Raw genomic sequence first — 25,684 nt, forward strand, 5'->3', positions numbered from 1 at the left:
TAATTACATGAAAATGAATTATACTCTCAATTGTCTCTAAGTAATAGTAAACCACAAATAACGACCAATGACTGAACGCAAGAAACCAGATGCCGATTTAAGAAATTTCCACACGGTTTTTCTCGAACTTGGCCTACTTATCACACTGGTTATATTCATTATAGCTGTACGAATGGATATCACCAGTGCGGAACCAGAAGAGGTTCAACTCGAAGAACAGGAAGTGGTTGAGATGGAAGAGGTCATCAGGACCGAGCAAGTTGAAACTCCTCCACCTCCACCCAGACCACCCGTACCCGTTGAAGTACCTAACGATGAAATTGTAGAAGATGTAGAGATCAACATTGGTGGTGATCTTGATTTAGGCGGACAACTTGATATGCCTCCTCCACCTCCACCGGCTGAAGAAGATGAAGGAGAAGAAGACTTCTTTGTAGTTGTTGAACAGATGCCGGAATTAATCGGTGGACTTGGAGAACTTCAGAGCCAGATTAAGTATCCGGAAATGGCACGACGAGCCGGTATTGAAGGCCGTGTATACATCCAGTTTATTGTAAACGAGCAGGGCAATGTTGAAGATCCACGCGTTATACGTGGAATTGGAGGCGGAGCTGACGAAGAAGCTCTTCGTGTTGTACGCCAGGCGAAATTTAAGCCAGGAATGCAACGTGGACGACCCGTTCGTGTTCAGTACAGTTTACCGATCTTCTTCAGATTGCAGAACTAACAGACTGATTTAGTAAGATTCTAAAAAAGGCACAATTGTTCACTCAATTGCGCCTTTTTTATTTGTAATATAATCCCAGTTTATTGACAAGAGGGTCGGGACGCATTTACTTATCAGAATTTATGACCTACCCAACTTCATTCAGGACATCTACGAGGTTCTGGAACTCCACTATCTTTTTTGCCTTTCCCAGCTCTTCCCATTTTACCTCAGTAATACCCTCTTTGACTTCCGGGGAGAATTTATAATCCGAATCTTCAAATTTCATCAGATACCAGTGGGTGGTTTTCCCATATTTCTTCCCATCTGCCTTATACGTATGATAGGTATCACAAAGAAATTTTTCGATGGAAAGGTCTTCAGCTCCGACCTCTTCTTCAACCTCACGAACAGCGCACTCTTCTATAGTTTCTCCATCTTCGAGTTTTCCTTTTGGTATATCCCAAAATCCATTTCGCTTAATTAATAGGACTTTTTTCGGGCTAGACCCTACATCGTAAAGCACACCGCCTGCTGCAATAACAGGTGTAATGTTGTTACTTGTCATCGGCTGAACCGGCTTCTTCTCCACTATCTTTTTTCTTTTCGTCTGCGTAGTTGAGCCTGAGATTGGTTAGTGTTTGGCTCAAAAAATCATCCAGTTCCTTCGGCAGATTGCCTTCGGTAAATTTATCAAGCATAACCAAGGTATCAATAGCATACTTGGCAGATTTCAAATCCCTCTCAATCTTGTCTGTAGCTGGGTTTTTTACTTTACCCATACCCATCATAGCAATCTGTTCGTGCTGTTGAATCAGCATCATAAAAAGTAGCTGCTGCTGCTGATCGGGACTAAACTTTTCATTATTTGGAGATGTTTTTTCGTTCTCGCTCATGTCAGTTAAATATTTATTTAAGTTTAGATTTATATACGCTGAAAAGTAAAAGAGTTTGTATACTTAACATTCATCAAAAATAAGAAAACGAACAGACTTAATGGCAATAATTCACCCATTTAAAGGTTGGCTGCCCAAACCAGAAAAAGCAGACGAAGTAGCCAGCGTCCCCTATGATGTAATCAGTACCGAAGAAGCCGACGAGATGGCCAAGGATAAACCTTTTAGTTTCCTTCACGTTATTCGTCCTGAAATTGACCTTCCTGAAGGAACAGCTTTTAATGACGAATCCGTTTATGAAAAAGGAGCGGAAAATTTGAAAAATCTCCTTCGGTCAGACCTTTATGAACAAGATTCTAAATCTGCCATCTACATCTACCAGTTAGAAACGGACGATCATACCCAAACCGGTGTTTTTACGTGTGCTTCAGTGGAAGATTATGATAATGATGTTATTCTGAAACATGAACTCACCCGGCCTGATAAAGAAGATGACCGAACCCGGCACATACTTACGCAGGAAGCTCATGCCGAACCGGTGATGCTTACATTTAAAGATACAGAAGATATTGCTTTTCACATTCAGAAAGTGACGATGACTTCTGAACCTTTCATCGAGCATACGGGCGATGACGGAGTTACTCACAAAATCTGGAAGTCTTTTTCGACTGTTGATTTTGTGAAGGGCTTCTCAAATATCGAAAATCTATACATTGCAGACGGTCACCATCGCTGCAAAAGTGCGTCACGTGTTGCGGAAATGCTTAGAAATAAAAGAAAAACATTTCCCGGAGAATCTGAATTTGAGTACTTCCCGGTCGTGCTGTTCCCGATGGACCAGATGAGAATTCTACCTTATAACCGGGTTTTGAAGAACGTATCAGATGAAACCTTTGACAAACTTGTTGAAAAGTTTGGTGCTGAGAAAACAACTTCAAAAGAGCCGGAACAGAAAGGTGTAATCAACCTCTATTACAAAGGTGACTGGTGGGAAATGAATCTGCCTGAAGCCAAAGATGACAAGGTTGCTTCATCACTGGATGCCGCTATCTTGCAAGATCAGATCTTAAACCCTTTTTTCAACATTGAAAACCCACGAACTGACAAGAAAATCAATTTTGTTGGAGGAATCCGGGGTACGAAGGAACTTGAAAAAGTTGTTGATTCCGGAAAATACGATTTAGCAATCAGTATGTATCCCACAAGTATACAGGAATTGGTAGACGTATCAGACCAGGGAGAATTGATGCCTCCAAAATCAACCTGGTTTGAGCCCAAATTAAAATCAGGATTAATCATACACACATTTTAAAATAATCATGAACAGAGTACACAATTTTAGCGCAGGACCGGCAACACTTCCCGTTTCGGTCTTAGAAAAAGCACAATCTGAATTAACCAATTACAAAGGCAAAGGGGCTTCCATCATGGAGATGAGCCACCGAAGCACGGAGTATAAAGAAGTAAACGACCAGGCTGTAGCACGTCTGAAAGAACTGACCGGGGCTGGTGATGACTGGGAAGTTCTTTTCTTGCAGGGTGGAGCCAGCACACAGTTTTTAATGGCGCCTTTTAACTTTTTAAGCGAAGACCAAACTGCCGATTATATTGATACAGGCTCGTGGTCTGCAAAGGCAATTAAAGAAGCCAAGCTTTTTGGGAGTGTTTATGTTCCGTTTTCAAGCAAAGACAAAAACTACACACGGATTCCAACAAACGAGGAACTGAATTCGTCTGATGATGCTATTTATACGCACTTCACCAGCAACAATACTATTTTTGGAACTCAATTCCAGGCAGAACCCGAAACCGATGGGTCACTTTTAGTATGTGATGCATCTTCTGATTTTCTCTCACGGCCCATTGATATTGACAAATATGGGTTGATTTATGCCGGAGCTCAGAAGAACCTGGGACCTGCCGGTGTTACTGTTGTAATGATTCGGAAATCACTCATGGAGAAGCAGAAGTCAGTAGCTCTTCCAACCATGATGAATTACCAAACTCACATCGATAAGATTTTTAACACACCCCCCGTATTTGCTGTCTACATGGTGAATTATGTTCTGGAGTGGGTTCAGGAGAAGGGGGGAGTTTCTTACTTTGAAGAGTTCAACACCAAAAAAGCTGATCTACTTTATTCCGAGATCGATAAAGATGAGTTCTATCATGGAACAGTCGAAAAAGATTCCCGATCAAAAATGAACGTGACTTTCAGAATCAAGGATGAAAACCTTGAACAAACATTTCTGTCTGAAGCGGCAGAAAGCGGTCTTGTTGCACTGAAAGGACACAGAAGTGTAGGTGGAATTCGAGCGAGCATCTACAACGCCTGTGAGTACGACAGTGTAAAAACGCTAGTGGATTTCATGCAGGAATTCCGAAATAATAACGGGTAAAAACTCCCCCTTCGAAGGGGGAAAGAATCGACGACGTTGATTCAGGGGGATGACTCTCTTAGCCTTAATTCGGTTTGTAAATAGTTATTCGTTAAAAATTTTGTCATCCCCCATTGCCCACTTCAAAGGGGGACACTTCTAATTTCGGGATAGCGCGAGCAGCCTGTCCCAAAATGTCGGGATCTCGCTCGTGCTTTCTTTTTTTGGCACAAGCCAGACGCTTGCGCCATTAAATTCCGTAAGGTCCACGCAGAGTTCGTTTCGCTTTACTGAAGCATGGTATTTCTTTTTAAGTTGAACAAGTATAAGCGATTTCAATTCATTATATGCTGATTTCCATTTCTTTGATCAGCAAAAGAAATACCATGTTTTTTTGTTTACAGAAGTCCAAGAATCGTCAAAATATGATCGATGCTGTTGGGCACGAAGAACAGCAGGTATAGAATCCCCCAAATGGCCCCGGCAATATGAGCTTCATGGTTTATTTTCATAGAACCTTTTTGTCCCTCATAAATACTGTATGCCAGGAAAGCGGCTCCAAAAAGCCATGCAGGAATAGGAATGGGCAGTAGGAGAAGTATTAATTTCTCCGTCGGGAAAACAAATATGTAACTAAATAGAACAGCCTCTACAGCCCCTGATGCTCCTAACGTTGCATAACTCGGATTATCCCTGTGAAATAAAAAAGAGGGAATTGATGAAACTGCAAGTCCGCTTATATAAAGTGCTAAAAAGTGGTAAACACCTAGAACTTGCTCCATCACCGAGCCAAAAAAGAAGAGAACAAACATATTAACCAAAAGATGAGCCAGGCTTCCGTGCAAAAAACCTGAACTAATCACTTCATACCAGCTGTTTTTTCTCACCGTTCGATACGGGCGAAGCATTCCTAATTCGTAAATTTTTTCATTTCCATAAAGAGCTATCAAAGAGATTACGCAGGTTATGCCAATTAGAATAATTGTAACTGATATTGTCATTAGGAGATTTAAAACAATTTGTTAATCGAATATGAGTTTATAGGTCAATAAGTCCTATATTTTTACCGTGTATAAGATAAAGACTTCTGCAATCCAGAGCCCAAAATATCATCTGTAGCCGTAACATGTCAGTAAAACATTCAAAAATCACACTTGCTATTTTGATGGTTGTTCTTTTGCTGATCACTTCATCCTGTGGGGTTATCCGGCGTTCATCACCTCCTGAACTATCCGGATCGGGACGAATTATTGGAAGTGGCATCGCCAGCTGGTACGGCCCTAATTTTCATGGTAAACTCACAGCCAATGGCGAACGGTATAACATGAATGATTACACCGCGGCTCACAAAACACTGCCTTTCAATACGATGGTACGGGTTGATAATGTTGAAAATGGGAAATCAGTCGTGGTAAGAATTAATGATCGCGGACCTTACATCGACAACCGAATCATCGATCTCTCAAGAAAGGCGGCACGACAGATCGACATGATAGGTTCGGGTACTGCTAGCGTACGCCTGTCCGTTATGCGTGAAGGAGATCGGCCGATTGATCAGCAAAATATCAGCAGCTCAGAAACCTTTACCATTCAGCTTGCTGCTTTTGAGAGTGAGTCGGAAGCCAACGCCAAATCAAGTGAGATAACAAACTCAAGAGTTGAAAAAGTAAATGTGGAAGGCCGAACAATTTTCCGAGTTTACTATGGAACTTATTCCAATCCTCAAAATGCTAAAGTCGACCTTGATCGGCTTAATAACAAAGGTATTGAAGGTTTTGTAAAACAGGTTGAGAATTAAAGTACTCTCCTTTTGAGTGGACACAGGCGGTAAAGCGTTTAGCTCGACCATCAGAGAAGTGTTTATAAACTTATAATTGGAGTCTACACCATCCCCAACCGCCCACTTCAAAAAGAAATTCTATTAGCCATTCAAAAAAAATCGCTAATTTGGATTGATTCACTTCGTATTTTGGTTTGTAAGGGCGAACTAAAAAGAAAGTTGGTGTATGAAGAAAGATATTATCGTTATCGGAAGTGGTTTTGGAGGCCTGGGAGCTGCCTCGAGACTACTCTCACAAGGGCACAATGTTACAATTTTTGAGAAAAGAGATAAACCCGGTGGACGGGCTTATGTATATGAGATCGATGGATTTAAATTCGATGGAGGCCCTACCGTTATTACAGCTCCTTTTATGTTTGATGACATTTTTGAAGCAGCCGGGAAGAAGAGAGAAAATTACATAGAGTTTGTACCTTGTAATCCATTTTACAGGATTTTTGATCACAAAGGAGGTCAGTTCGACTATAATGACGATCACGAATTTACTCTCGAAGAGATCAAGAAACGAAATCCTAAAGACGCCAAAGGATACGAGAAATTTCTAAAAACCACGAAAGCCATATTCGACAAGGGTTTTGTTGAATTAGCCGATAAGCCATTTCTAAAATTTACGGATATGCTGAAAGTGGCTCCCGACCTGATCAAACTACAATCCTATAAAACAGTTTATAAGTACGTTTCCCAGTTCATTAAAGATGAGTTTCTAAGGCGATGTTTTTCATTTCATCCGCTGCTTGTGGGTGGAAATCCGTTTGATACAACATCTATCTATGCAATGATCCATTACCTTGAACGTGAGTGGGGAGTACACTATGCATTGGGTGGAACCGGGTCAATTGTTGAAGCTCTGTGCAAATTGATTGAGGAACAGGGCGGCAAAATCCATCTGAGTTCTGAAATTGAAGAGATACTGGTTGAAAATGGAAAAGCAACGGGTGTTCGTCTAAAAAATGGGGATATTCACATGGCAGATGCAGTGGTATCAAATGCGGATGTTGCCTTCACCTATAAAAATCTAATCAACCCAAAACACCGAAAAAAATATACTGCCCGGAAGATCGAACGAACCAAGTACAGCATGTCTCTATTTGTGATCTACTTCGGGACGAAAAAACGGTATCTCGACTCCGGCCTGGCTCACCATAATATCATTTTGGGTGAACGCTATAAAGGACTTCTGGAAGATATCTTCCACAAAAAATACCTGGCGGAGGATTTTTCTTTGTATTTACATATGCCAACCATCACAGATCCCTCGATGGCACCGGATGGTCATGAGGCATTTTATGTGCTTTCTCCTGTCCCCCATCTCGACAGCGGAACTGACTGGAATGAGATGACCCCCAAGTATCGCGATGCCATTATGAATTTTCTTGAAGAAAACTATCTTCCAGACCTTCAGGAAAATATCGTGGCGGAACATACTATCGATCCGCTTCATTTTAAAAACACACTCAACAGTTACAAGGGGTCTGCATTTTCGGTTGAGCCGATCTTAACTCAATCCGCTTGGTTTAGGCCCCACAACAGATCAGAAGACGTGGACGAGCTTTACTTTGTGGGAGCAGGCACTCATCCCGGTGCGGGACTTCCGGGAGTGCTGTCCTCAGCCAAAATTGCAGAGAATTTGATCGGTAAAGCCTGAGGTTCTGGTTAAAAAAACTCGATATAGAATTAACTCCTGAGATGGATATCGATCATCTCTTTATATAGCTGCTCAACAGAATCCTTCGGTGATTGTTCAGTATCAATTTTAATCAGATGCCGTTCATCAATTTCTTTCGGAGGTTGGAAGCCTGCTGTCAAAGTTTCAAAATCTTCAAGGCGCGCGTCAGAAATTACACCCGATTTCTCATCACGCGACTTTAATCGCTCAGTTATTGTCTCGTCACGGGACTTCAGCTCTATAAAAAGATACGGAGTAGATTTATGTTTTAAGCTATTGATGAGATTCCTCCTTTGTGCACTCTTACTATAGGTGGCATCCAGGATGACCGTTTCCCTGCTCTTGATGGAATGAAGTGCCCTGGATATCAAGGTGTCATATGTTTTTTCAAACATGCCGGGGCTGTAGAGTGCTGATCGTTTGATTTCTGGTGTCCGTTCTGTTTGTGACACACCCGCCAGTGTTTTTCGAATTATATCTGAGGAGTGGTGCTTGATATCCAGATGGTCTGCAACAACTCCGGCCAGAGTGCTTTTGCCCGTTGCAACCCTGCCCATGAATATAATTACCATCGGCTCCGATCCCATCAATGCATAACGATGAGAGAGTTTGAAATAGCGAATAGCACGTTTTGAAGACCGTTTGCGCTCTTTTTTGGGCACCTCCTCCTCAACGCTTTGAAAACTTTTTACTTTTCCTTTTACATACGCCCGGTAGCACTTGTAGAAATCGATAATCTGTATTAGATCATCATCCTTCAAGTTATTTGACATCTTTTCAATAAAATAACGTTCCTCCTTTCTGCATCGGTTGAAATCGAAATCCATTGAAAGAAATGCAAGGTCAGCAGCAAGATCACCATATCGAAACCGCTCGTTGAATTCAATGCAGTCATATATCTGAACTTTTTCGGGAGTGATATGGATATGCTCCAGGTGTAGGTCCCCATGCCCGTCTACAATCCGTCCATCTTCAATACGTCGTTGAAAAAGCTGCTGATTTTTTTGAAAATAGTGATTGGTGAAGTAACGGACAGCCTCATAAGCATTTCGCTGAATTGTATGGCCGATAAATTGTTCGGTTTGCCTAAAGTTCTCATCCGTGTTGACCTTAATTGTTTGAACCTCACCCCACTTCGATAACTTCCGGCCTTGTTTCTGTTTGAGATAAAAAGGAGTTAAAGTATCGGCAACCCGATCAAGATGTACATTAGATAGCTCACCATCTTCAACAATTCGGTTCAAAAAATAAGCTTCATTCAATTTTCTCATCTTCACCACGTACTCAATAATCGCATCTGAACAGTTGTTACTCTCTTCAAAATTAAAGTGCCCCTCTTTTCTGCAAATTCCCACAACTCCGATATAAATATCATCACTTAAGCGCCGGTTTAGTTCTACCTCCCTGTGGCAATATTTTTTACGCTTATTCAGAGTACTATAATCCAGAAATCCGAAATCGACGTGCTTCTTTAATTTGTAGACAAATGGTCCGGCAATAAATACATGTGAAATATGTGTCTGTATATGTTCAACTTTATCTACGGGGTGAGGATAAGATTCTTTGCTTTCCAAAAAACCTATAAGCTTTGAAAAAACATTATTTCTAGTACTCTTCCCCATATATACCTGTCACCTCATTCAATATCTGAAACTAACACAGATCCACTACCTATTTATAAAACGTTTTTAATTCTTAAAAATTGATCTTATCCCATTCTGTGTCTTTTGGAAAACTCTATTTACGCCCTGAAATCGTAGCATACTCTCTGTTAGATATAAATCAAAAAATTCTGAGCTAAAGGAAAATCAATGGATTGACACTCATGTTCTTAAATTTCCGAATAAACAACCTTATAAATTTTATAGACATCACAGAACATCTAAATGTTCGCAAACTTTGCCCTGTTTTTATTAAAATAAATAATTTTTTTATTCATAAATATTTAAAAAAGTTAAGTATCTGATTATTGGAACCGCTTACATGACAAAATAAATTAAATAATTAAGCTATTCGCCTTAATTTTTAACTTAAAAAGGTGTTATATTGTAAATTCTTTATGCCTATATTGATAATAACTTTGTTTTGTTTATCATTTTGTTATAGCTTTTCAGGTGCTTACCAATAATGTCTATCAAACCAAACAATATGAAAATAAAACACTGGGGAAAATTCCCTTTACTACTGCTAGCCTTCCTTTTCTTACTATCAACACCAACCCTTGCACAAGACGGAGCTTCAATTGATACAGGTACAACTGCCTGGATGCTCGTTTCCACCGCACTTGTTTTGTTAATGATCCCCGGATTGGCCATGTTTTATGGCGGACTGGTTCGTACCAAAAACGTTCTTGGAACCATGATGCACAGTTTTGCTGCAATGGGCATTATGACTGTTCTTTGGGTGGCTGTTGGTTATGCGATGGCTTTTGGCCCGAATGTTCTCGGCGGATGGTTCGGATGGAATCCCGGGTACGTATTTCTGAACGGAATCGATGATGCCATTATGGATGCCGGTGTTCCTGAATATGTATTCAGTATGTTCCAGGGTAAATTTGCAATTATTACTCCCGCGCTGATTGCCGGGGCATTTGCCGAGCGTGTAAAATTCAAATCCTACTGTTTGTTTATTGCCCTCTGGGGACTTCTTGTTTACAACCCGCTTTGCCATTGGGTATGGGCTGAAGATGGATTTCTCTACAACCTTGGTGCTAACGGTGCAATTGACTTTGCTGGCGGAACAGTTGTACACATTTCAGCCGGTATTAGTGGTTTGGTAGCTGCTATCTATCTCGGCGCAAGGCGGGGATTTCCTGTCACCAACATGCCGCCCAGTAACCTGGTTATGACGATGATTGGCGGTGGACTCCTTTGGGTTGGCTGGTTTGGATTCAACGCGGGTAGTTCTGTTGCCAGTGGTTTGAGTACGGCCCAGGCATTGACTGCAACACAAGTTGCCGCTGCATCCGGAGCAATTACATGGATGATTATTGAAACATGGCACCAGGGCAAAGCAACCGCTCTCGGCATCATGTCAGGTATTTTGGCCGGTTTGGTAGCTGTAACTCCCGCTGCCGGTGTAGTACAACCGTTCGGAGCCTTTATGCTCGGAATATTTGCATCCGTTTTCTGCTACATCGCCATCATTGCGAAAAACAAATTAGGATACGACGACAGCCTCGATGCTTTTGGTATTCACGGAGTTGGCGGAATTGTTGGAGCGATTCTCCTCACCTTCTTCATCCGGGATAGCTGGATGGCCGAAGCCGCTGAACTTGCCGGTGGAAGCTGGACAGTCTGGCAGCAACTGGGCGTCCAGTTTATAGCTGTCGTGATCGCTATTGCTTACGCAGCCATTCTTACTCTAATCTTGTTGTTCGTTGTGAACAAACTTGTAGGCTTCCGGTCTGATCCGAAAGAGGAGATGCAAGGCCTCGACAGCGCCTACCACAGTGAGCATGGTTACGGAATGCTCAATCCCAACTAACCTGAGATTAGTAGGACAACTATGTTCAAAGCAGATAACCATACTACCGTCATCCCGGACTTGATCCGGGATCTCCTTCCGTTATTTGCACATGGAGATTCCGGCTCGAAGGCCGGAATGACATATTGTACGTTCGTTTTCTATCTCAACCAACCATTTTAACAACATTTTAAACCTACCAACACATGAAACTTGTCATAGCCATAATTCGGGAAACACAACTGGATGAAGTACGGGAAGCCCTCATTGAAGCCGACATTCGCCGGATCACCGTGATGCGTGTATCCGGCCACGGCAAAGCTGAGGATGTAGAGATCTACCGCGGTAAACAAGTCGTTCCGGGACTCATTCCTCGAGTTCGGCTGGAAATTGCCGTCAACGATGAATTTGTAGACATTACAGTTGATACGATCATCAAAACGGTGAAATCCCGCTATAAAGATAAAGAATCCGGCAAAACTACGGGCGACGGTAAAATCTTTATCACTCCGCTTGAAGAGTGTATTCGGATTAGCACCGGTGAACGAGGATCGGAGGCGATTTAAATTTTTGTTCGTTGTTAGTTGTCGGTTGTTTGTGGTTTGCTGTTAACAACCAACAACTGACTATATACAACTAACGTCATTCGATCTTTCTTTAGAGCCGGATGATATCAAAGCGGCCCTTGAATTTGCCTCAAAAATGATGGACAGCACGTTTACGGTTAAACCCGTTGCGTGATGCCTCGTTTTTTAGTTGATGTTAATCTCCCCTACTATTTTTCACTGTGGGATCATGATGATTATCTCCACCAAGCGGATATTGATGACACATGGACTGATAAACAGATTTGGGAATACGCAAGAGAAGAAAACCTGATTATCATCACTAAAGACACGGATTTTTATAATTCTATTTTAGTTTCCGAGCCGCCTCCTAAAGTTATCTATTTGAAAATCGGCAATATGCGTTTGAAAGAGATGCATGAATTTTAGAATCGTATTTGGCCTGAGATTCTGAACCTTATCGAAACCAAGAAATTGGTGTCTGTGTATACCGATCGTATTGAGGGAGTATAAGCGGATTCGTATAGCTGATAAAAATCTTAAGAGATTTAAATAGATCGATTCAATAATCTTCTTTTTGAAAAGGAAGGTTTTTGCTGTTTTTCGCTTTATTAATTTGGGTTCTAATCAACACAAAAAAAGTTGGTTTGGGTTCACGCTGATTATCGCTGATGAACCGCTGATTTCCTCAGATTATATCAGCGAAACTCAGCGAGAATTGAATAACGGTTGTTACTTTTAGCGCAGCTTCTTATCGTTCTCGTATGAAACGGAATTACACCTCAACCTTACTTGCTGCCATTGGCTCAATCTTCTTACTGATGAGCTGCCAATCAGAAATCAACTCCTCGACTCAACAATCCTTCCAATCCCAAACAGAAGAACAAGCCATTGCCAAATGGGAATCCCAAAAATATTCCATGTTCATCCATTTTGGAGCCTATTCAGAACTGGGTGGAATCTGGAATGATGAACGAGTAGAATATGGCTACAGTGAACAGATTCGGGCTCACGGAAATATTACAAAAGAGGAATTTCGGGAAGTGGCGAGCACCTTCAACCCTGTAAACTGGAACCCGGATTCAGTTGCAGTTTTGGCGAAAAATGCCGGGATGAAATCAATTGTGATTACCGCCAAACATCATGACGGATTTTCCCTCTACGAGACCGAATATTCCGATTTTGATATTATCGACGCCACGCCTTACAAACGAAACATCATCAAAAAACTGGCAGAAGCCACCCGTGAACAGGGGCTCGATTTTGGTGTCTACTTCTCCCTCATCGACTGGGATTATGAACATGCCCTTCCAATCTCCTCGCACAACAGCGATTCTATTCCGCCACAGCATCATCAGTTCAATCTGAATCAGGTTGAAGAACTCATGACCGAGTACGGACCGATCTCAGAAATCTGGTTTGATATGGGAAAACCCACTCTTGAGCAAAGCAGGGAGCTGAAAGAGATGGTGAAGAAGCATCAGCCCAATACGTTAGTCAGCGGACGCCTATGGAATGACCAGGGCGATTTTGTGGTAATGGGCGACAACGTCTCCCCCGATTTCCGAATGGGAACACTTTGGCAAACACCGGCTTCTATGTTCGATGAAACCTGGGGCTATCGATCGTGGCAGGAGCGCGGCAATCCACAGGAAAAAGCAGCAGAAAAATTGAGAAAGTTGGTTAAGGTAGTCAGCAACGGCGGAAATTATTTGTTGAATATTGGTCCGCGAGGGGATGGAAGTATTGTGGAATTTGAAAAAGAAGTGCTGCTTACAATCGGCGAATGGCTCGATAAAAATGGAGAAGCGATCTACGGAACTACTACCTCTCCCCTTTTTGAACAGAGTTGGGGGACGGTCACCTCCAAACCGGGGCAACAGTTTTTATTCTTGACTGACCCGCCGGAAAATGGTCAGATTACAATTGAGGGACTTCGTTCTGAACCGACTCGAACATACCTTCTTTCCGAGCCATCTCGATCGTTAACAGTAAATCAAAACGGAGAAGAGTATAGCATCGATATCAGTGCGCTGCCCGAAACTGATATGGTAAATGTGGTTTTGATTGAATATGACGGAGAGTTGGAGTATGTACCAGCTACTACAATCTCATTATCTGCTGATAATAATTATCAGCTCACAGCAGAAAACGCCATCGATTATCACAGCTTGAGCGGTGAGGATTATTACACTACTGAACCAACAGTCGTTGAAAGAGAATGGTTTATTTTAAACCCGGAGAAAGAGGAATTTCTGCTTCGACTCCAATATCCATCAGACATAACCGTGAAGAAACTAGAAGCCACTATTAATGGAAATCCAACAGAGATCTCTCTGGATGATCGAATTGAACCCGAACCATCCGGAAACTTTGTAAAAGAGGTAGGAACCGTTTATCTGCTTGCCAATGACCTCAACAAAATTAAATTAAGACTGGCTGATCAATCCAATCCTCATAAAGATTTGAATGTAGAGGGTTTGATAATTGAACTACAATAAATCCTCTGCGTTTCCCTGCACCCTTAGCGGTTCTATTTTTTAATCGCGGAGAACACAGAGACAGCTGACTTGCCAATCGTTGTAAGTACAGTTATTATATATTTTATCACCTAAAAAATCCATCCACTCAAAGTATTTCCTATGAATAAAGCAGTTATCTATGTCATCTTTTCTCTATTTCTCATCACGTTATTTTCATGCAGCTCTTCAGAGGACAATGCCGATCTGCCTCGCATCGCAATCGCCGGAATTGCGATTGAATCCAGTACGTTTTCACCGGCCGTAACACATGAAGAAGCGTTCAAAGCGCGGTACGGAGATGAAGTTTTTTCATACTATCCGTTTATGGATGAAGATGATGATTTCCGCGAGCGAGCACAGTGGTTCCCGACACTGCGCGGTCATTCCATACCCGGTGGGATTGTGACCCGTGAAGCGTACGAATCCCTGGTTACAAAAACACTGGAGAGAATCGAAGAGAATTTACCCTATGACGGACTCTTTTTTGATATCCACGGGGCGATGAGTGTTCAGGGACTGGACGATCCCGAAGGAGATTTTATCAAACGGGTCCGTGAAGTGGTTGGAACTGAAACCTTGATCTCCACCTCAATGGATTTGCATGGAAATGTTTCCTGGGAGTTGGCCAGCCATTCCGATCTGATCACCTGCTACCGAATGGCACCTCATGAGGATGCACTTGAATCCAAAGAACGTGCTGTTCGAAATCTTCTGACCCGGCTGGAATCAGGAGAAGGTAAACCTGAATATAAAGCTTGGGTTCCGGTGCCAATTCTCCTACCCGGTGAAAAAACCAGTACCCGGGTGGAACCTGCCAAAAGTTTATATGCGAAAGTAGATCCTGTCACAAAAAACGAAGGCGTGATTGATGCCGCTATCTGGGTAGGCTACCCGTGGGCGGACGAGCCTCGAAATCACGCGGTTGTGATGGTGACCGGTGATGATCAGGAAGCTGTAACCAGTTCAGCGGAAATGCTTGCACAAAGTTTTTGGGATGTTCGAAACGAGTTTGAATTCATCGCTCCCACAGCCTCCCTTGAAGAGAGTTTAAATATGGCTGTTGAAAGTGAAGTTCAGCCATTTATCATCAGTGATATGGGAGATAATCCAACCGCGGGCGGCGCCGGAGATGTAACCTGGACTATTCGGCAAATATTGGATCGGCCTGAGTTTGAAACAGAAGACGGACCGTCCTTAATTTATGCTTCCATTCCCGGACCCGATTTTATTGAGGCTGCTGTTGAGGCTGGTATTGGTGGAACGGTTAGTGAATATGCCGGTGCCCAGGTTGACGACCGCTACTCCCCTCCTATATTGCTTGAAGGAGAGATCACTGCAATTGAACATGGTGATGAAGATGCTAAAACGGAAGTTGTGGTAAAAATTGGAAGTGCGAATGTGATTGTTACCAAAAAACGAAAGCCCTATCACCATGAAAATGATTTTACGAATTTAGGATTGAATCCCCGAGAAACCGATATCGTGGTTGTTAAAATCGGTTACTTAGTTCCTGAATTGTACGACATGCGAGAAGACTGGATCATGGCTCTGACTCCCGGTGGAGTCGATCAAGATTTACTGCGGCTTGAATACGAAAGAATCCAGCGCCCTATGTTTCCATTTGATCCGAATATGGAAGATCCGGATCTGTCAGCCAGGCTCGTACCGGCATCAGATGAAGTGGAGTAAATGAACTCATCATGCATATAAGATAGCGCTATCAATATGGTGGGGATCATAAAAAACCCGGAGGTTGCTGATGTTTTTAATAACTACCCGGATCATGTCCGCCCAAAAATGATGCATCTTCGGCAATTGATCCTGGAAACGGCCGACGAATCTGATATTGTAGGTGAAATCGAAGAAACACTCAGCTGGAGTGAGCCGAGTTATAAAACAAAAACGGGAAGCACGGTTCGAATGGACTGGAAGCAACAGCATCCGGACCAGTATGCCATCTATTTCACTTGCACAACAAGCTTGGTCGATACATTCAGAAATCTTTACAGCAGCACACTCAAGTTCGAAGATAACCGAGCTATTGTTTTTGATTTGTCAGAACAACTTCCCGAGAAGGAATTGAAGCATTGTATTTCACTGGCGCTAACATATCACAAAGTTAAACATCTAACGATGTTGGGTGTTTAAATCCTTTAACTGCATATTTTCTCATCTATGTCCACAAATAAAGATTATAAAGTACCCGCTCAAACACGTATCGGTCATGTTCACCTGAAAGTTGCAGACATCCAGCGCTCTCTTGACTTTTACTGTGGCCTCCTAGGCTTTGAGCTCATGACGATGTACAACTCAGACGCAGCATTTATTTCAGCCGGTGGGTATCATCATCATATCGGATTAAATACGTGGCATAGCAAAAACGGTCCGCCGCCGTCCCGAAATTCTACGGGACTATTTCATACCGCAATCTTATATCCAACCCGAAAAGATTTAGCCACAATTTTTCAGCGTTTACGTGAAGAAGAATATCCACTGACCGGTGCTTCCGATCATGGTGTTTCTGAAGCACTTTATCTCAATGATCCCGATCAAAATGGCGTAGAACTGTATTGGGATCGCCCAAAAAATCAATGGCCACAAAAAGAGGACGGTTCACTCGACATGTACACCCGTCCTCTAAATTTAAAAGATTTGTTGAGTGAATTGGATTGAGCCTTTTTTAAGACCCGCCAAGTTTTTCATGGACTTGCAAAGTTAGATCTATTTATAAGATGCCGGCTTTTCAGCAATTAACAGATCAGGAAGTAGCAGATATTCATACATTTATCAGGAATGATTTTGGAAATTCTGCCGGGGCTGTTATTCCCGGAGAAGTGTATGAAGAGAGAAAGAGTCTTTATTGATTTAAAACTCAATTCTCAAAAAGGTCAATATCCGGGTAATCAATTTGATTATTATTCAAAATTTCAAGCAATGCACCCTGAATATCATACACAAACTGGTCAGAACCTACAGCCCTGGAGTTGAATAATAGCACAATATTTTTGCCGTTTGCATGTCTCATAAATGCTGTCCGTGTACCCGGCAACGAGCCATAGTGGAACCAAACATTTTGTGCCTGCCAATTTGAGATACCGGCTGCATATCCTCCGCCCACAGCACTTGGTTCTGTAAACTTATTCATTGTTTCTGAGTTCAGAATGTCTGGCCGGGTGTTAAAGCCATCAATTGCATTCACAAACTTCAGAAGATCCTCCGCAGAAATTACAACACCCGCGTCTCCATCTCTTCTGTCAGCAATGGTATACACATATTGATTTTCCGATCCCTGTCCATAGTATTCCACTTCATTGGGTTGTCTGTCTTCAATATCAAAAGTTGTAACATGGAGTGAGGAGAGTGTTTCATTGCCTATAAGCTCCTCTTTCAGGTAGTTTTTAAACGTTGTTCCCGATACCTGTTCAACGATTCTGGCCAGTAAAAAATAACCTGTATTGCTGTAGACGAACTGCTCACCGGGCTCATAGGTCAACGACCAATTATCAATCACATAACTGATAAAATCACCATGATTCAGTTGAGGCTGATAATCAATCGGATCTCCACCACTGCTTACCCCCCAGCCGCCGAGCGTATGATGCAAAAGATCTTCAAGCGTTATTGACTCCAGCCTGTTCCCATAGGGTTGAGTGCCATAGTTCATCCCAAAAATACTCTCTTCTCCAAAAACTTTATCAGAAAATGATAATTGGCCTTCTTGCACTAATTTCATGATTGCGGCTCCCGTAAATGTTTTACTGCAACTTGCAATACGGAAAACATGATTATCTGTCATCTCAATATTTTCCTCGGTATTTGCATATCCAAAATGCCTGCTGTAAACCATCCTGCCATCTTCGCTGATGGTTAGAGAAGCCCCTGGAATTGAATATTCGTTCATGATTTCTGTGATAAGCTGATCTACCGCCTGGATTTCGGATACCTGGTTGTTCTCATCTTGTTTATTTTCTTTAGGTCCCGCGGGATTATCTCCACTACAAGCGCTAAGTATTAAAGCAGTAAAAAGAACAGGGTAGAACCATTTAAATTTCGGAAGCTTCATTTTCATGCAGTTTGAATATTATTATTGTGATACATGTGCGGGCCAACAACCCACTCATTTTTATATGCATTGTTTCCGATCTAAAAAGCTCATGGTTTTCCAAATTTTTTCATGGACTTACAAAGTTAGATCGATTGATGGATTATGTTTATTGATGAACCTGCCTAAACATGAAATTCAACAACTAATTGCTCAATCATAAAGCGTTTTCTAATCTGTACCTGCCTCCCTTTTTTATTAGTTACTTGTAGTAGAATAGTTCAACTATTGGTGCTACATTCTTACTATATTCTTGTTTCTTAGAAAAATCTAAAATGGTTTTAAAGGTTGAGCCAAATCTTAGATTTCACTATCTAAAACAAGTTTTCAGTTTGCATATAAAATTTTAACTAATGGCTATTCATGGAAAAAACATCGGGACTGATATCGGGGAAAGAAATTTACCAGGCAGAACTGAAAAATGTTAAAGAACACAAGGACTACCGGGGATCTTTTTCAGAAATTTTCCAGGATCATTGGAATACGTGTATAGAACCCGTTCAATGGAGCCTTGTAAAGTCAAAAGAAAGAGTTTTTCGGGGGATGCACCTTCATAAGCGGCATGATGAATACTTTTGTCTTCTCACAGGTCACTGTCTTCTCGCGTTGAAAGACATTCGACCAGGCTCCCCCACTGAGGGCGTTTATTCATTGTATGAGTTATTTGAAGAAGATCTGGCTGCTCTGTCTTTCCCAAAAGGATTATTGCACGGCTGGTATTTTCACACTCCATCTATTCATGTGCAAGCCGTATCTGAAGCATATATTGATTACGGAAAAGATGACAATCACGGGGTGATATGGAACGCACCCGATCTTGGCATTCCATGGCCCATGGATGAGGTGATTCTTTCGGAACGAGCCCAGGATTTTCCGACCGAATCAGAACTTAAAGCTTCATTAGGCGATTGGCAGCCTTTCGAATAATTTTTTTCGGTACGTCTTTAAGGCTATGACCTTTAACAGTTATCAGTGGTGGAGAATTTACCTTTTTTTGCAAGTCGATTTTTTCTTCCAAAAATGAATGAAATGCTTCACGCCGAATTTTATCTGCATCTTGCAGATTTGTAATTCTTTTCGACCAGTTATTCAATTCAGTTTTTCTTTCAGAAATTGGTGCGCCGGGAAAATTACCGCGTTTAAAATATAGGATGGTTGGTATATAATGAGAATAAACAGCACTTTCCTTGTGTGCTAAAAATTGCTTCCACATATATATGTCGGTAGAATCGGTCACCGGAGTTGTTCTCCATCCATAAGGAAGTTTATGATATAATTCTATAGTATGGCTTACAGATGATAGCGGTATGATAGCTGTTTCAATTATTTTCTTTCTTTTCTCCGTAGCAAGGCCAACATAGTTTGGATGTGTACCGATGGTGAGACTATTATCAGATCTGACAGGAATGACTCTTGTTGATATAAAATTGTATTCCTTATGAAGTTTTGCCACTGTCTCAAAATGATCCGGCAGCATCATATCTCTGTCGCATAAATAACACACATAATCGCTTCCCGCTTTCTGGAGTGCTTTATGTCGATAGGGTTCTCCCCTCCTTTCATGTTTGGGATGGTCAAATAATCTTATTCGCGAATCTTTCTTCCTCATCTCCCCGATCAAATCCCTGGCTTCGTCACTTATTCCATCCCCAATGATAAAAATTTCAAAATCCTGTATCGTTTGATTTTGAATACTGCCGATAGAATAAGGTAATAGAGAACCTCTGTTTCCAGTTGTCGGCAAAATAACTGTGAATGTTGTCTTACTCATAATTCACCTCAGATATTGTCTTTATCATCTGTTTTTCATCTAAAAACTGAAATCTTTTTGAATAATTTTATAAAAGCTTCTTTGATGGTATGCCCCCTTATTGAAATCGGTGATTTATACATTTTCAGCATAAACCACTTTAAATCATTTTTTTCCATTAACAGGCCACCTATTGCTTTTTTCTTAATGTCGTTGATATCATCCGGATTTATAATTTTTTTCGACCATTTCTCTAAATCTCGTTTTCTATCGTTTACTGATGCACCGGGAAAGTGACCTCGTTTAAAATAGATAATGGTCGGCTTCACATCTGAATAAGCAATACACTCGGGATGCCCATTAAACTGCTGCCACATATAAACATCTGTAAATTGATCTTTTGGTGTGGTGCGCCACCCATGGGGTAGTTGATGGTATAAATCCAGCGTATGCCCAACGTTCGATAATGATATGCCACCTCCCCTGGCTGCCGCTTTATGGTCTGAAGCCTTTCCATAATAGCCAATATATTGACCCATACTTAGCCGACCATCCTCTTTAACATCAATGTAGGTAGTCGATGCAAAATTATATGTTGCCAGCAGTTCCGCTAACACTTCAAGATGATTGGGCAACATCATATCCCTGTCACATAAGTAGCATACAAAATCACTATTGGCTTTCTGGAGCGCTTTATGCCGATAGGGCTCTCCCCTTCTTTCATGTTTGGGATGATCGAACAATCTTATCCGCGAATCTTTATCCATCATACCTTCGATCAACTCTCTTGTTTCGTCACTTATTCCATCCCCAATGATAAAAATCTCAAAATCCTGTATCGTTTGATTTTGAATACTGCCAATGGAATAAGGCAATAGAGGCCCTCTCTTACCGGTTGTGGGAAGTATTATTGTGAACTTCGATCGGCTCATATCTTATGTTCAGCTAATTCTAAAAGTTGATGTATATTTTTTATGACTTCAAGGCCGTCACTAAAATTACTCCGTGGCGGGTCACCTCCATTCAGGTAATCCAGGAATTCCTTTACCTCAAAATGAAGTGGCGGAGTCTTTTCAAATACTCTTTTTTCAATCTTTAATTCGTTCGGATCACTTTTATCATCACCATGAACAACCTTAATGTAGTCTACTTTTTCATCCTCAAGGATTGCCACACCCTTTTCACAGTGAACCCGAACCTCTCTGATTTTTCGCTCATACCGATTCGAGACTTCAAAAACTGCATAGGGTTCATCTCCCAACAATGCCGTCATTCCCCGGATCATACTGTTATGTTCTTCCGTGACAGCAGATTTGGGCTTGGGAATCTCCCCCAAAATAGCTTTAGCAATGGTAATGTCGTGAGGTAACAGATTCCAGGCACTGTCCGTATCTTTTCGGGGACTGGTCCAATTGGCTCTTGTGGACCGAACACCATGAACTGCTCCCAACTCTCCGGATTTTGCAATGTCTTGCAACATAATTATGCCGGGGTGATAGAGCCAGATGTGCATCAGGTAGATATCATCCGTTGGAATATTTTCAAGGGCCAGCGCATCCTCGAGGTTTATTGTCAATGGTTTTTCAAGGAAAATCGGCAGTTCTAACTCAGCAATTTCTTCAAGTATTTTCCTGTGAGTTGAGGAAGGCGTTGCGATAATTACTCCATCGAAATGATCTTCAACGGCGGGTAATCCGGCCTGAAAGCTCTTAGCTCCAAGCGTAATTAACTTTTCATGAAGACTCACATCAGGTTCATAAATATGTACTTCAGCATCCAGGTTCACCAACTCTTTCAGAATATTTTGTCCCCAAATACCACATCCGATAAGTGCTATTTTTTTATTCATTGTATGTTTTGAAATCCACCAACCTTCAAGCTTAATATTCAATTTTTATTTGTTACCTCAAATCGATTATTATAGCAGTTAATCTAAGTTTATGAAAAGAAAGATCACATTTCGCAAATCAGTCTTGATCATTTTTTTTGGTCTCCAGGTAATTGGAATCCTTGTGGGAAAATTTACAGATGCCAGATTCTTTTGCTGGGCCCCGTACGACCAATTCTCTTTTTATGAAATCAATGTTTCAATAGATGGCCATGAATTAAGTGAACATGAAATCATACAACGATATCGTATGGGTAAAAAAGGACGAAATAATCGAAACATCCATAACGTGATCTCAAAAGTCCGGCAGTATGAAGAAACATACTCCAATGAAAAAAATGTAATTGTTGAACTCTCATACGAAATTAATGGACAACGACAAGGAACCTGGATTTGGCCACAGGATCAGGTCATTTCTAAATAGAGAGCTACCATCGCATATTGTTATTGCGCATAAAGCTTTGCTTCTTTATGTACTGATCACATATCGGTGGTTATTTCTCGATTCTTCCGTTCGCTTTCCATTCCTTCCGTTTATAACCGTATTTGATGCCATTCCCTCCGTAGTATACACAGGGCTTCTATTCATTCTTTTTGTGGCAATTATTTCATCATTTTTAAAATTTATCAACTACAGAATCTCTAGCCTGATTTCAGGATCTATCATTCTGATCTTGATTCTTTCTTCCAAAAACCTCTTTAGCAACTCCCTCACATTCGTTGCCTGTCTTTTGATATTGATCGGCCTATATAGGAAGAGAGATCACCTCTTTCGTATCCAAATTGCACTTCTATATGTCGGTGCATCCATGAACAAAATGATCGATCCCGATTGGTGGAATGGAATATATTTCGACTTTTTCTTTCGGGATATTTTTGACGTGACTCTCTACCAATCATGGGTGCCCGAGAAAAGTTTGGCTATTGCAAAAAGCTTCGGTATTGCTACGATTTTCACTGAGCTTTCATTAGGAATTGCAGTTTTAATCCCAAGAATAACGCGCCCTACAATTATTTTCGGTTTGCTTTTTCACATTTCTATGTTGGTCATCACTTCAGGTCGTTTGTCAAATATTTTCTTCTATATTATGTGTGCCGGTTTCTTGCTGATTTCCAATATTCACATACAACAACTCAAACTATCCTATAAGTTTAGTGCGCTTCCAAAATTGCTTCGTTACTTAGATCCCTCAGATTCAATAATTCTCGGCAATCAAACTAAAGACAAATTCATCCTTCAAACAAATAATGGAATCTACTACGGAATTAAAGGCGTAGTGAGATTATTTTTCAGTAAGCAAGTACTCATCTCCGCATTCTTTTTATTATTTATGATTTATATGCAAAAAGGGTTTTTTATTAGCAAAATCTTACACCCGATCTTTTCGATTTTTTGAATAATTGAGTATTAGAGGGCTTTGCAGAAACATAGATTTGTTTTTCCCGAGTAGCCGGGATCGTACCTCCTCATTGTCCCGAAGGGATCCCTTTGGGGCGCTCAAACTGACGTCCTATTGAGCGCAGCGAAGCAGCCTTCCCCGAACCGTCGGGGAAGTCGAAATACCCAGTATTTCAAAGCCCTCTATTAAACTAACGACCCTTTATAATTTCCAATTCCAGGAACTTGCAAAGTTAAATTGATTTATGGATTATACATTTAATTGATTGTGTTTAAAAAAAACTAACTACCATCTTATCAACGATGAAGAATATCCTAATCTGTATCTCTATTCTAATTTTTACCGGTTGTTCGCAACAAAATGATACTGAGTCCAATCAACAAACCACGACTTCTGAAAGTGAATTGATTCCAATTATTATCGACACGGACGCCAATAATGAACTGGATGATCAACATGCAATGGCGTACCTGTTTTTTAATAATGACCTCTTTAATACGATTGGCGTAACAGTAAATGCCACGTACAGTGGAGGGCCTATCGATCAACAAGTGGCCGAAGCTGAACGAGTAATGAAGCTGACAGATGTAATGGGTCAGATTCCATTACTACCCGGGGCCAACGGTGATTTTGAGGAGATACGACCGAATTTAAATCAGCCGGAATATGACGGTCATGCCGCTGTTGAATTTATAATCGAGGAAGCACGGAAACCGAGAGATCAAAAACTGATTCTGCTTCCCGTTGGAAAACTGACGAACATCGCTCTCGCCCTTGAAAAAGCTCCTGATATTAAAGAAAATGTTCGGATTGTTTGGTTAGGGTCAAACTATCCTGAACCGGGTGAATACAACCAGGAAAATGACATTCCTTCACTTAATTACATACTGAACCAGGACGTACCTTTTGAAATAGTAATGGTGAGATACGGCGAGCCGAGTGGATCTGATGCCGTTCGGGCAACACCGGCTGAAATCGAAGAAAATATGTCCGGAGCTGGTCCTGAAGTTGATCCTGTAACCGGTCGTCACGGTGGTGAATTCACAAATTTTGGAGATTATTCGGTGAACCTCTTCTCAGAAATTGAACTTCACGGGGATCCGCCGTCACGGGCCTTGTTTGACATGGTGGCTGTAGCGATTTTAAAGAATCCGAATTGGGGAGAAGCCACAGAAATACCGGCTCCAATCGTAGATGGCGAGGATTGGGAAGAACGGCCCAATAACGACCGAACCATCACAATTTGGGAGAACTTTGATAAGGAAGCGATTCTCGATGATTTTTATTCCACGATGAGAAGTGAATAATCTCCCTTTGAAGGGAGACAGTTCTGATTCAGATAATTCTGGATCAGAACAGAGGGATGTTCTCAGTTTATATTACGAATCGTAAGCCATCCCCTCTTAATCCCCTTCATAGGAAAACTTTTTTAACAACAAACTAACTCTACCTACATGATTGGTTTAGAATCGTATACACTCGCTGTATTTTTACTTGTCATCACAATGTTAAGTTGGGGTTCCTGGGCGAATACCCAAAAGCTCGTTAGCGGTGATAAATGGCCGTTTCAGCTTTATTACTGGGATTATTCACTTGGTATTATCCTGATGGCCCTGTTATTTGGTTTCACTGTGGGTAGCTTGGGGGAAACCGGCCGAGGATTTACTGAAGATCTCTTACAGGCATCAGCGTATGCCATCCTTTTTGCAATATTGGGCGGAGCTGTCTTTAACCTGGCAAATATTTTGATCGTTGCAGCGATCGATATTGCCGGAATGGCAATCGCTTTTCCAATCGGGATTGGAATTGCACTGGTTGAAGGTACCATCATCAACTATATTGCAGAACCAACCGGCAACCCAGTTCTCATTTTTACAGGAGTTACACTGGTCACTATCGCAATAATTATCGATGCCATAGCCTACAGACGGCTTCCACAGCAGGACACAAGTACCTCTACGAAAGGAATTGTCATTTCCATAGTTGGCGGGCTTTTGATGGGCTTGTTTTTCTACCTTGTACAAGTTGCCATCGCCTTTGATTTTAGCAATCCGGAGCCCGGGAAAATGATGCCTTTTGCAGCAGTGTTTATCTTTTCCATTGGTCTTTTTCTGTCCAATTTTATTTGGAACACATGGGCAATGGCAAAACCTTTTTCCGGTAATAAGGTTAAATATTCGCAATACTTTTCCGATGGAAATTCTAAGCGTCATCTCGTTGGTCTGTTGGGTGGAGCGATCTGGTGTATCGGGATGGTGTTATCGAACTATACGTCCGAAGTGGCGGGCGATGCAATCTCCTATGGATTAGGCCAGGGAGCTACAATGGTTGCGGCAATCTGGGGAGTCTTTATCTGGAAAGAATTTGAAGATGCACCCAAAGGAACCAATACTCTTCTAACGTTTATGTTCCTGTTCTTTTTAGTTGGACTGGGACTTTTGATATATGCAAGGGTTGCATAAAAATATTTTCATCCTTGCAGTTTATGAAAAAGACCTAACAGCG

At 41.5% G+C, this 25,684-nt stretch carries 26 protein-coding genes; 18 read left to right on the plus strand and 8 right to left on the minus strand.

The genetic code is table 11. The features are described 5' to 3' along the window. The first annotated feature begins 67 nt into the window (after positions 1 to 67). Complete coding sequence (locus tag L6773_RS12360; RefSeq protein ID WP_237854736.1) at positions 68 to 727, plus strand: energy transducer TonB; 660 nt, start codon at positions 68 to 70, stop codon at positions 725 to 727. A 127-nt stretch (positions 728 to 854) separates the two neighbouring features. On the opposite strand, the gene L6773_RS12365 is transcribed toward L6773_RS12360, so the two are convergent. After that, on the minus strand, positions 855 to 1,274 hold the full coding sequence (locus tag L6773_RS12365) for an NUDIX hydrolase (protein WP_237854737.1): 420 nt from the start codon (positions 1,272 to 1,274) through the stop codon (positions 855 to 857). After that, positions 1,264 to 1,602, minus strand: coding sequence for a DUF1844 domain-containing protein (locus L6773_RS12370; RefSeq protein WP_237854738.1), 339 nt, complete (start codon positions 1,600 to 1,602; stop codon positions 1,264 to 1,266). Before L6773_RS12370 ends, L6773_RS12365 begins: the two co-directional genes overlap by 11 nt. A gap of 100 nt (positions 1,603 to 1,702) precedes the next feature. On the opposite strand from L6773_RS12370, the gene L6773_RS12375 reads away from it, so the two are divergent. Beyond that, positions 1,703 to 2,914 carry a DUF1015 domain-containing protein gene (locus L6773_RS12375; protein ID WP_237854739.1) on the plus strand — a complete coding sequence of 404 codons (1,212 nt, stop codon included), beginning with the start codon at positions 1,703 to 1,705 and terminating at the stop codon, positions 2,912 to 2,914. Positions 2,915 to 2,921: 7 nt separating this feature from the next. Next, on the plus strand, positions 2,922 to 4,001 hold the full coding sequence (gene serC / locus L6773_RS12380) for a 3-phosphoserine/phosphohydroxythreonine transaminase (protein WP_237854740.1): 1,080 nt from the start codon (positions 2,922 to 2,924) through the stop codon (positions 3,999 to 4,001). A gap of 377 nt (positions 4,002 to 4,378) precedes the next feature. Here serC and L6773_RS12385 read toward each other — a convergent pair whose 3' ends face one another. Further along, the gene (locus L6773_RS12385) at positions 4,379 to 4,981 is read right to left on the minus strand and encodes a rhomboid family intramembrane serine protease (RefSeq protein ID WP_237854741.1); all 603 of its coding nucleotides are present in this window, start codon (positions 4,979 to 4,981) and stop codon (positions 4,379 to 4,381) included. A 125-nt stretch (positions 4,982 to 5,106) separates the two neighbouring features. Here L6773_RS12385 and L6773_RS12390 point away from each other — a divergent pair, with 125 nt between their 5' ends. Next, entirely contained in the window at positions 5,107 to 5,778 is a 672-nt protein-coding gene (locus L6773_RS12390) for a septal ring lytic transglycosylase RlpA family protein (RefSeq protein ID WP_237854742.1), read from the plus strand. 208 nt (positions 5,779 to 5,986) lie between these two features. Further along, positions 5,987 to 7,465 (plus strand): phytoene desaturase, encoded by a 1,479-nt coding sequence (locus tag L6773_RS12395; protein WP_237854743.1) that lies wholly within the window; start codon positions 5,987 to 5,989, stop codon positions 7,463 to 7,465. A gap of 29 nt (positions 7,466 to 7,494) precedes the next feature. On the opposite strand, the gene L6773_RS12400 is transcribed toward L6773_RS12395, so the two are convergent. Continuing rightward, entirely contained in the window at positions 7,495 to 9,060 is a 1,566-nt protein-coding gene (locus tag L6773_RS12400; RefSeq protein WP_237854744.1) for a bifunctional aminoglycoside phosphotransferase/ATP-binding protein, read from the minus strand. A 574-nt stretch (positions 9,061 to 9,634) separates the two neighbouring features. Here L6773_RS12400 and L6773_RS12405 point away from each other — a divergent pair. From L6773_RS12405 to L6773_RS12440, 8 genes are all read left to right on the plus strand, one after another. After that, on the plus strand, positions 9,635 to 10,972 hold the full coding sequence (locus tag L6773_RS12405) for an ammonium transporter (RefSeq protein ID WP_237854745.1): 1,338 nt from the start codon (positions 9,635 to 9,637) through the stop codon (positions 10,970 to 10,972). Positions 10,973 to 11,157: 185 nt separating this feature from the next. Next, positions 11,158 to 11,517 (plus strand): P-II family nitrogen regulator, encoded by a 360-nt coding sequence (locus L6773_RS12410; RefSeq protein ID WP_237854746.1) that lies wholly within the window; start codon positions 11,158 to 11,160, stop codon positions 11,515 to 11,517. A 174-nt stretch (positions 11,518 to 11,691) separates the two neighbouring features. Next, positions 11,692 to 11,946: a DUF5615 family PIN-like protein gene (locus tag L6773_RS12415; RefSeq protein ID WP_237854747.1), complete on the plus strand. Its 255-nt coding sequence runs from the start codon at positions 11,692 to 11,694 to the stop codon at positions 11,944 to 11,946. Between the two features lie 392 nt (positions 11,947 to 12,338). Continuing rightward, entirely contained in the window at positions 12,339 to 14,018 is a 1,680-nt protein-coding gene (locus L6773_RS12420) for an alpha-L-fucosidase (RefSeq protein WP_237854748.1), read from the plus strand. A 141-nt stretch (positions 14,019 to 14,159) separates the two neighbouring features. After that, positions 14,160 to 15,728 carry a M81 family metallopeptidase gene (locus L6773_RS12425; RefSeq protein ID WP_237854749.1) on the plus strand — a complete coding sequence of 523 codons (1,569 nt, stop codon included), beginning with the start codon at positions 14,160 to 14,162 and terminating at the stop codon, positions 15,726 to 15,728. Positions 15,729 to 15,764: 36 nt separating this feature from the next. Next, positions 15,765 to 16,187 (plus strand): DUF1801 domain-containing protein, encoded by a 423-nt coding sequence (locus L6773_RS12430; RefSeq protein ID WP_237854750.1) that lies wholly within the window; start codon positions 15,765 to 15,767, stop codon positions 16,185 to 16,187. 27 nt (positions 16,188 to 16,214) lie between these two features. Next, on the plus strand, positions 16,215 to 16,712 hold the full coding sequence (locus tag L6773_RS12435) for a VOC family protein (protein WP_237854751.1): 498 nt from the start codon (positions 16,215 to 16,217) through the stop codon (positions 16,710 to 16,712). Between the two features lie 59 nt (positions 16,713 to 16,771). Beyond that, positions 16,772 to 16,903: a c-type cytochrome gene (locus L6773_RS12440; protein WP_237854752.1), complete on the plus strand. Its 132-nt coding sequence runs from the start codon at positions 16,772 to 16,774 to the stop codon at positions 16,901 to 16,903. Positions 16,904 to 16,911: 8 nt separating this feature from the next. Here the strand turns inward: L6773_RS12440 and L6773_RS12445 are convergent, their stop codons facing one another. Further along, a complete protein-coding gene (locus L6773_RS12445) occupies positions 16,912 to 18,102 on the minus strand; it encodes a serine hydrolase domain-containing protein (RefSeq protein ID WP_237854753.1) in 1,191 nt (396 codons plus the stop codon). Positions 18,103 to 18,504: 402 nt separating this feature from the next. Here L6773_RS12445 and L6773_RS12450 point away from each other — a divergent pair, with 402 nt between their 5' ends. After that, a complete protein-coding gene (locus tag L6773_RS12450; protein WP_237854754.1) occupies positions 18,505 to 19,068 on the plus strand; it encodes a dTDP-4-dehydrorhamnose 3,5-epimerase family protein in 564 nt (187 codons plus the stop codon). Here the strand turns inward: L6773_RS12450 and L6773_RS12455 are convergent. The 3 genes from L6773_RS12455 to L6773_RS12465 are packed head-to-tail and all read right to left on the minus strand — an operon-like array spanning position 19,031 to position 21,740. Then, a complete protein-coding gene (locus L6773_RS12455; protein WP_237854755.1) occupies positions 19,031 to 19,912 on the minus strand; it encodes a glycosyltransferase family A protein in 882 nt (293 codons plus the stop codon). The two genes, L6773_RS12450 and L6773_RS12455, sit on opposite strands and share 38 nt — an antisense overlap. A 35-nt stretch (positions 19,913 to 19,947) precedes the next feature. Next, positions 19,948 to 20,823 carry a glycosyltransferase family A protein gene (locus tag L6773_RS12460; RefSeq protein ID WP_237854756.1) on the minus strand — a complete coding sequence of 292 codons (876 nt, stop codon included), beginning with the start codon at positions 20,821 to 20,823 and terminating at the stop codon, positions 19,948 to 19,950. Further along, positions 20,820 to 21,740: a Gfo/Idh/MocA family protein gene (locus tag L6773_RS12465; protein WP_237854757.1), complete on the minus strand. Its 921-nt coding sequence runs from the start codon at positions 21,738 to 21,740 to the stop codon at positions 20,820 to 20,822. The genes L6773_RS12460 and L6773_RS12465 overlap by 4 nt, the downstream gene beginning before the upstream one ends. 91 nt (positions 21,741 to 21,831) lie before the next feature. Between L6773_RS12465 and L6773_RS12470 the strand changes: the two genes are divergently transcribed. The 4 genes from L6773_RS12470 (at position 21,832) to L6773_RS12485 (ending at position 25,641) form a co-directional block, all read left to right on the plus strand. After that, positions 21,832 to 22,203: a hypothetical protein gene (locus L6773_RS12470; protein ID WP_237854758.1), complete on the plus strand. Its 372-nt coding sequence runs from the start codon at positions 21,832 to 21,834 to the stop codon at positions 22,201 to 22,203. A gap of 394 nt (positions 22,204 to 22,597) precedes the next feature. Continuing rightward, positions 22,598 to 23,176 carry a hypothetical protein gene (locus L6773_RS12475; RefSeq protein WP_237854759.1) on the plus strand — a complete coding sequence of 193 codons (579 nt, stop codon included), beginning with the start codon at positions 22,598 to 22,600 and terminating at the stop codon, positions 23,174 to 23,176. 305 nt (positions 23,177 to 23,481) lie between these two features. Continuing rightward, positions 23,482 to 24,486 (plus strand): nucleoside hydrolase, encoded by a 1,005-nt coding sequence (locus L6773_RS12480; RefSeq protein WP_237854760.1) that lies wholly within the window; start codon positions 23,482 to 23,484, stop codon positions 24,484 to 24,486. A gap of 147 nt (positions 24,487 to 24,633) precedes the next feature. Beyond that, positions 24,634 to 25,641 carry a GRP family sugar transporter gene (locus tag L6773_RS12485; protein WP_237854761.1) on the plus strand — a complete coding sequence of 336 codons (1,008 nt, stop codon included), beginning with the start codon at positions 24,634 to 24,636 and terminating at the stop codon, positions 25,639 to 25,641. Positions 25,642 to 25,684 lie beyond the last annotated feature (43 nt).

The organism is Rhodohalobacter sulfatireducens (assembly GCF_022012475.1).
Taxonomy (GTDB): Bacteria; Bacteroidota; Rhodothermia; order Balneolales; family Balneolaceae; genus Rhodohalobacter; species Rhodohalobacter sulfatireducens.

What these genes read in the sequence shown, in the direction of transcription:
- L6773_RS12360 (WP_237854736.1), top strand. Translation starts at nt 68, where the DNA reads ATGACTGAACGCAAGAAACCAGATGCCGATTTAAGAAATTTCCACACG.
- L6773_RS12365 (WP_237854737.1), bottom strand. Translation starts at nt 1,274, where the DNA reads ATGACAAGTAACAACATTACACCTGTTATTGCAGCAGGCGGTGTGCTT.
- L6773_RS12370 (WP_237854738.1), bottom strand. Translation starts at nt 1,602, where the DNA reads ATGAGCGAGAACGAAAAAACATCTCCAAATAATGAAAAGTTTAGTCCC.
- L6773_RS12375 (WP_237854739.1), top strand. Translation starts at nt 1,703, where the DNA reads ATGGCAATAATTCACCCATTTAAAGGTTGGCTGCCCAAACCAGAAAAA.
- serC (WP_237854740.1), top strand. Translation starts at nt 2,922, where the DNA reads ATGAACAGAGTACACAATTTTAGCGCAGGACCGGCAACACTTCCCGTT.
- L6773_RS12385 (WP_237854741.1), bottom strand. Translation starts at nt 4,981, where the DNA reads ATGACAATATCAGTTACAATTATTCTAATTGGCATAACCTGCGTAATC.
- L6773_RS12390 (WP_237854742.1), top strand. Translation starts at nt 5,107, where the DNA reads ATGTCAGTAAAACATTCAAAAATCACACTTGCTATTTTGATGGTTGTT.
- L6773_RS12395 (WP_237854743.1), top strand. Translation starts at nt 5,987, where the DNA reads ATGAAGAAAGATATTATCGTTATCGGAAGTGGTTTTGGAGGCCTGGGA.
- L6773_RS12405 (WP_237854745.1), top strand. Translation starts at nt 9,635, where the DNA reads ATGAAAATAAAACACTGGGGAAAATTCCCTTTACTACTGCTAGCCTTC.
- L6773_RS12410 (WP_237854746.1), top strand. Translation starts at nt 11,158, where the DNA reads ATGAAACTTGTCATAGCCATAATTCGGGAAACACAACTGGATGAAGTA.
- L6773_RS12415 (WP_237854747.1), top strand. Translation starts at nt 11,692, where the DNA reads ATGCCTCGTTTTTTAGTTGATGTTAATCTCCCCTACTATTTTTCACTG.
- L6773_RS12420 (WP_237854748.1), top strand. Translation starts at nt 12,339, where the DNA reads ATGAGCTGCCAATCAGAAATCAACTCCTCGACTCAACAATCCTTCCAA.
- L6773_RS12425 (WP_237854749.1), top strand. Translation starts at nt 14,160, where the DNA reads ATGAATAAAGCAGTTATCTATGTCATCTTTTCTCTATTTCTCATCACG.
- L6773_RS12430 (WP_237854750.1), top strand. Translation starts at nt 15,765, where the DNA reads ATGGTGGGGATCATAAAAAACCCGGAGGTTGCTGATGTTTTTAATAAC.
- L6773_RS12435 (WP_237854751.1), top strand. Translation starts at nt 16,215, where the DNA reads ATGTCCACAAATAAAGATTATAAAGTACCCGCTCAAACACGTATCGGT.
- L6773_RS12440 (WP_237854752.1), top strand. Translation starts at nt 16,772, where the DNA reads ATGCCGGCTTTTCAGCAATTAACAGATCAGGAAGTAGCAGATATTCAT.
- L6773_RS12445 (WP_237854753.1), bottom strand. Translation starts at nt 18,102, where the DNA reads ATGAAGCTTCCGAAATTTAAATGGTTCTACCCTGTTCTTTTTACTGCT.
- L6773_RS12450 (WP_237854754.1), top strand. Translation starts at nt 18,505, where the DNA reads ATGGAAAAAACATCGGGACTGATATCGGGGAAAGAAATTTACCAGGCA.
- L6773_RS12455 (WP_237854755.1), bottom strand. Translation starts at nt 19,912, where the DNA reads ATGAGTAAGACAACATTCACAGTTATTTTGCCGACAACTGGAAACAGA.
- L6773_RS12460 (WP_237854756.1), bottom strand. Translation starts at nt 20,823, where the DNA reads ATGAGCCGATCGAAGTTCACAATAATACTTCCCACAACCGGTAAGAGA.
- L6773_RS12465 (WP_237854757.1), bottom strand. Translation starts at nt 21,740, where the DNA reads ATGAATAAAAAAATAGCACTTATCGGATGTGGTATTTGGGGACAAAAT.
- L6773_RS12470 (WP_237854758.1), top strand. Translation starts at nt 21,832, where the DNA reads ATGAAAAGAAAGATCACATTTCGCAAATCAGTCTTGATCATTTTTTTT.
- L6773_RS12475 (WP_237854759.1), top strand. Translation starts at nt 22,598, where the DNA reads ATGATCGATCCCGATTGGTGGAATGGAATATATTTCGACTTTTTCTTT.
- L6773_RS12480 (WP_237854760.1), top strand. Translation starts at nt 23,482, where the DNA reads ATGAAGAATATCCTAATCTGTATCTCTATTCTAATTTTTACCGGTTGT.
- L6773_RS12485 (WP_237854761.1), top strand. Translation starts at nt 24,634, where the DNA reads ATGATTGGTTTAGAATCGTATACACTCGCTGTATTTTTACTTGTCATC.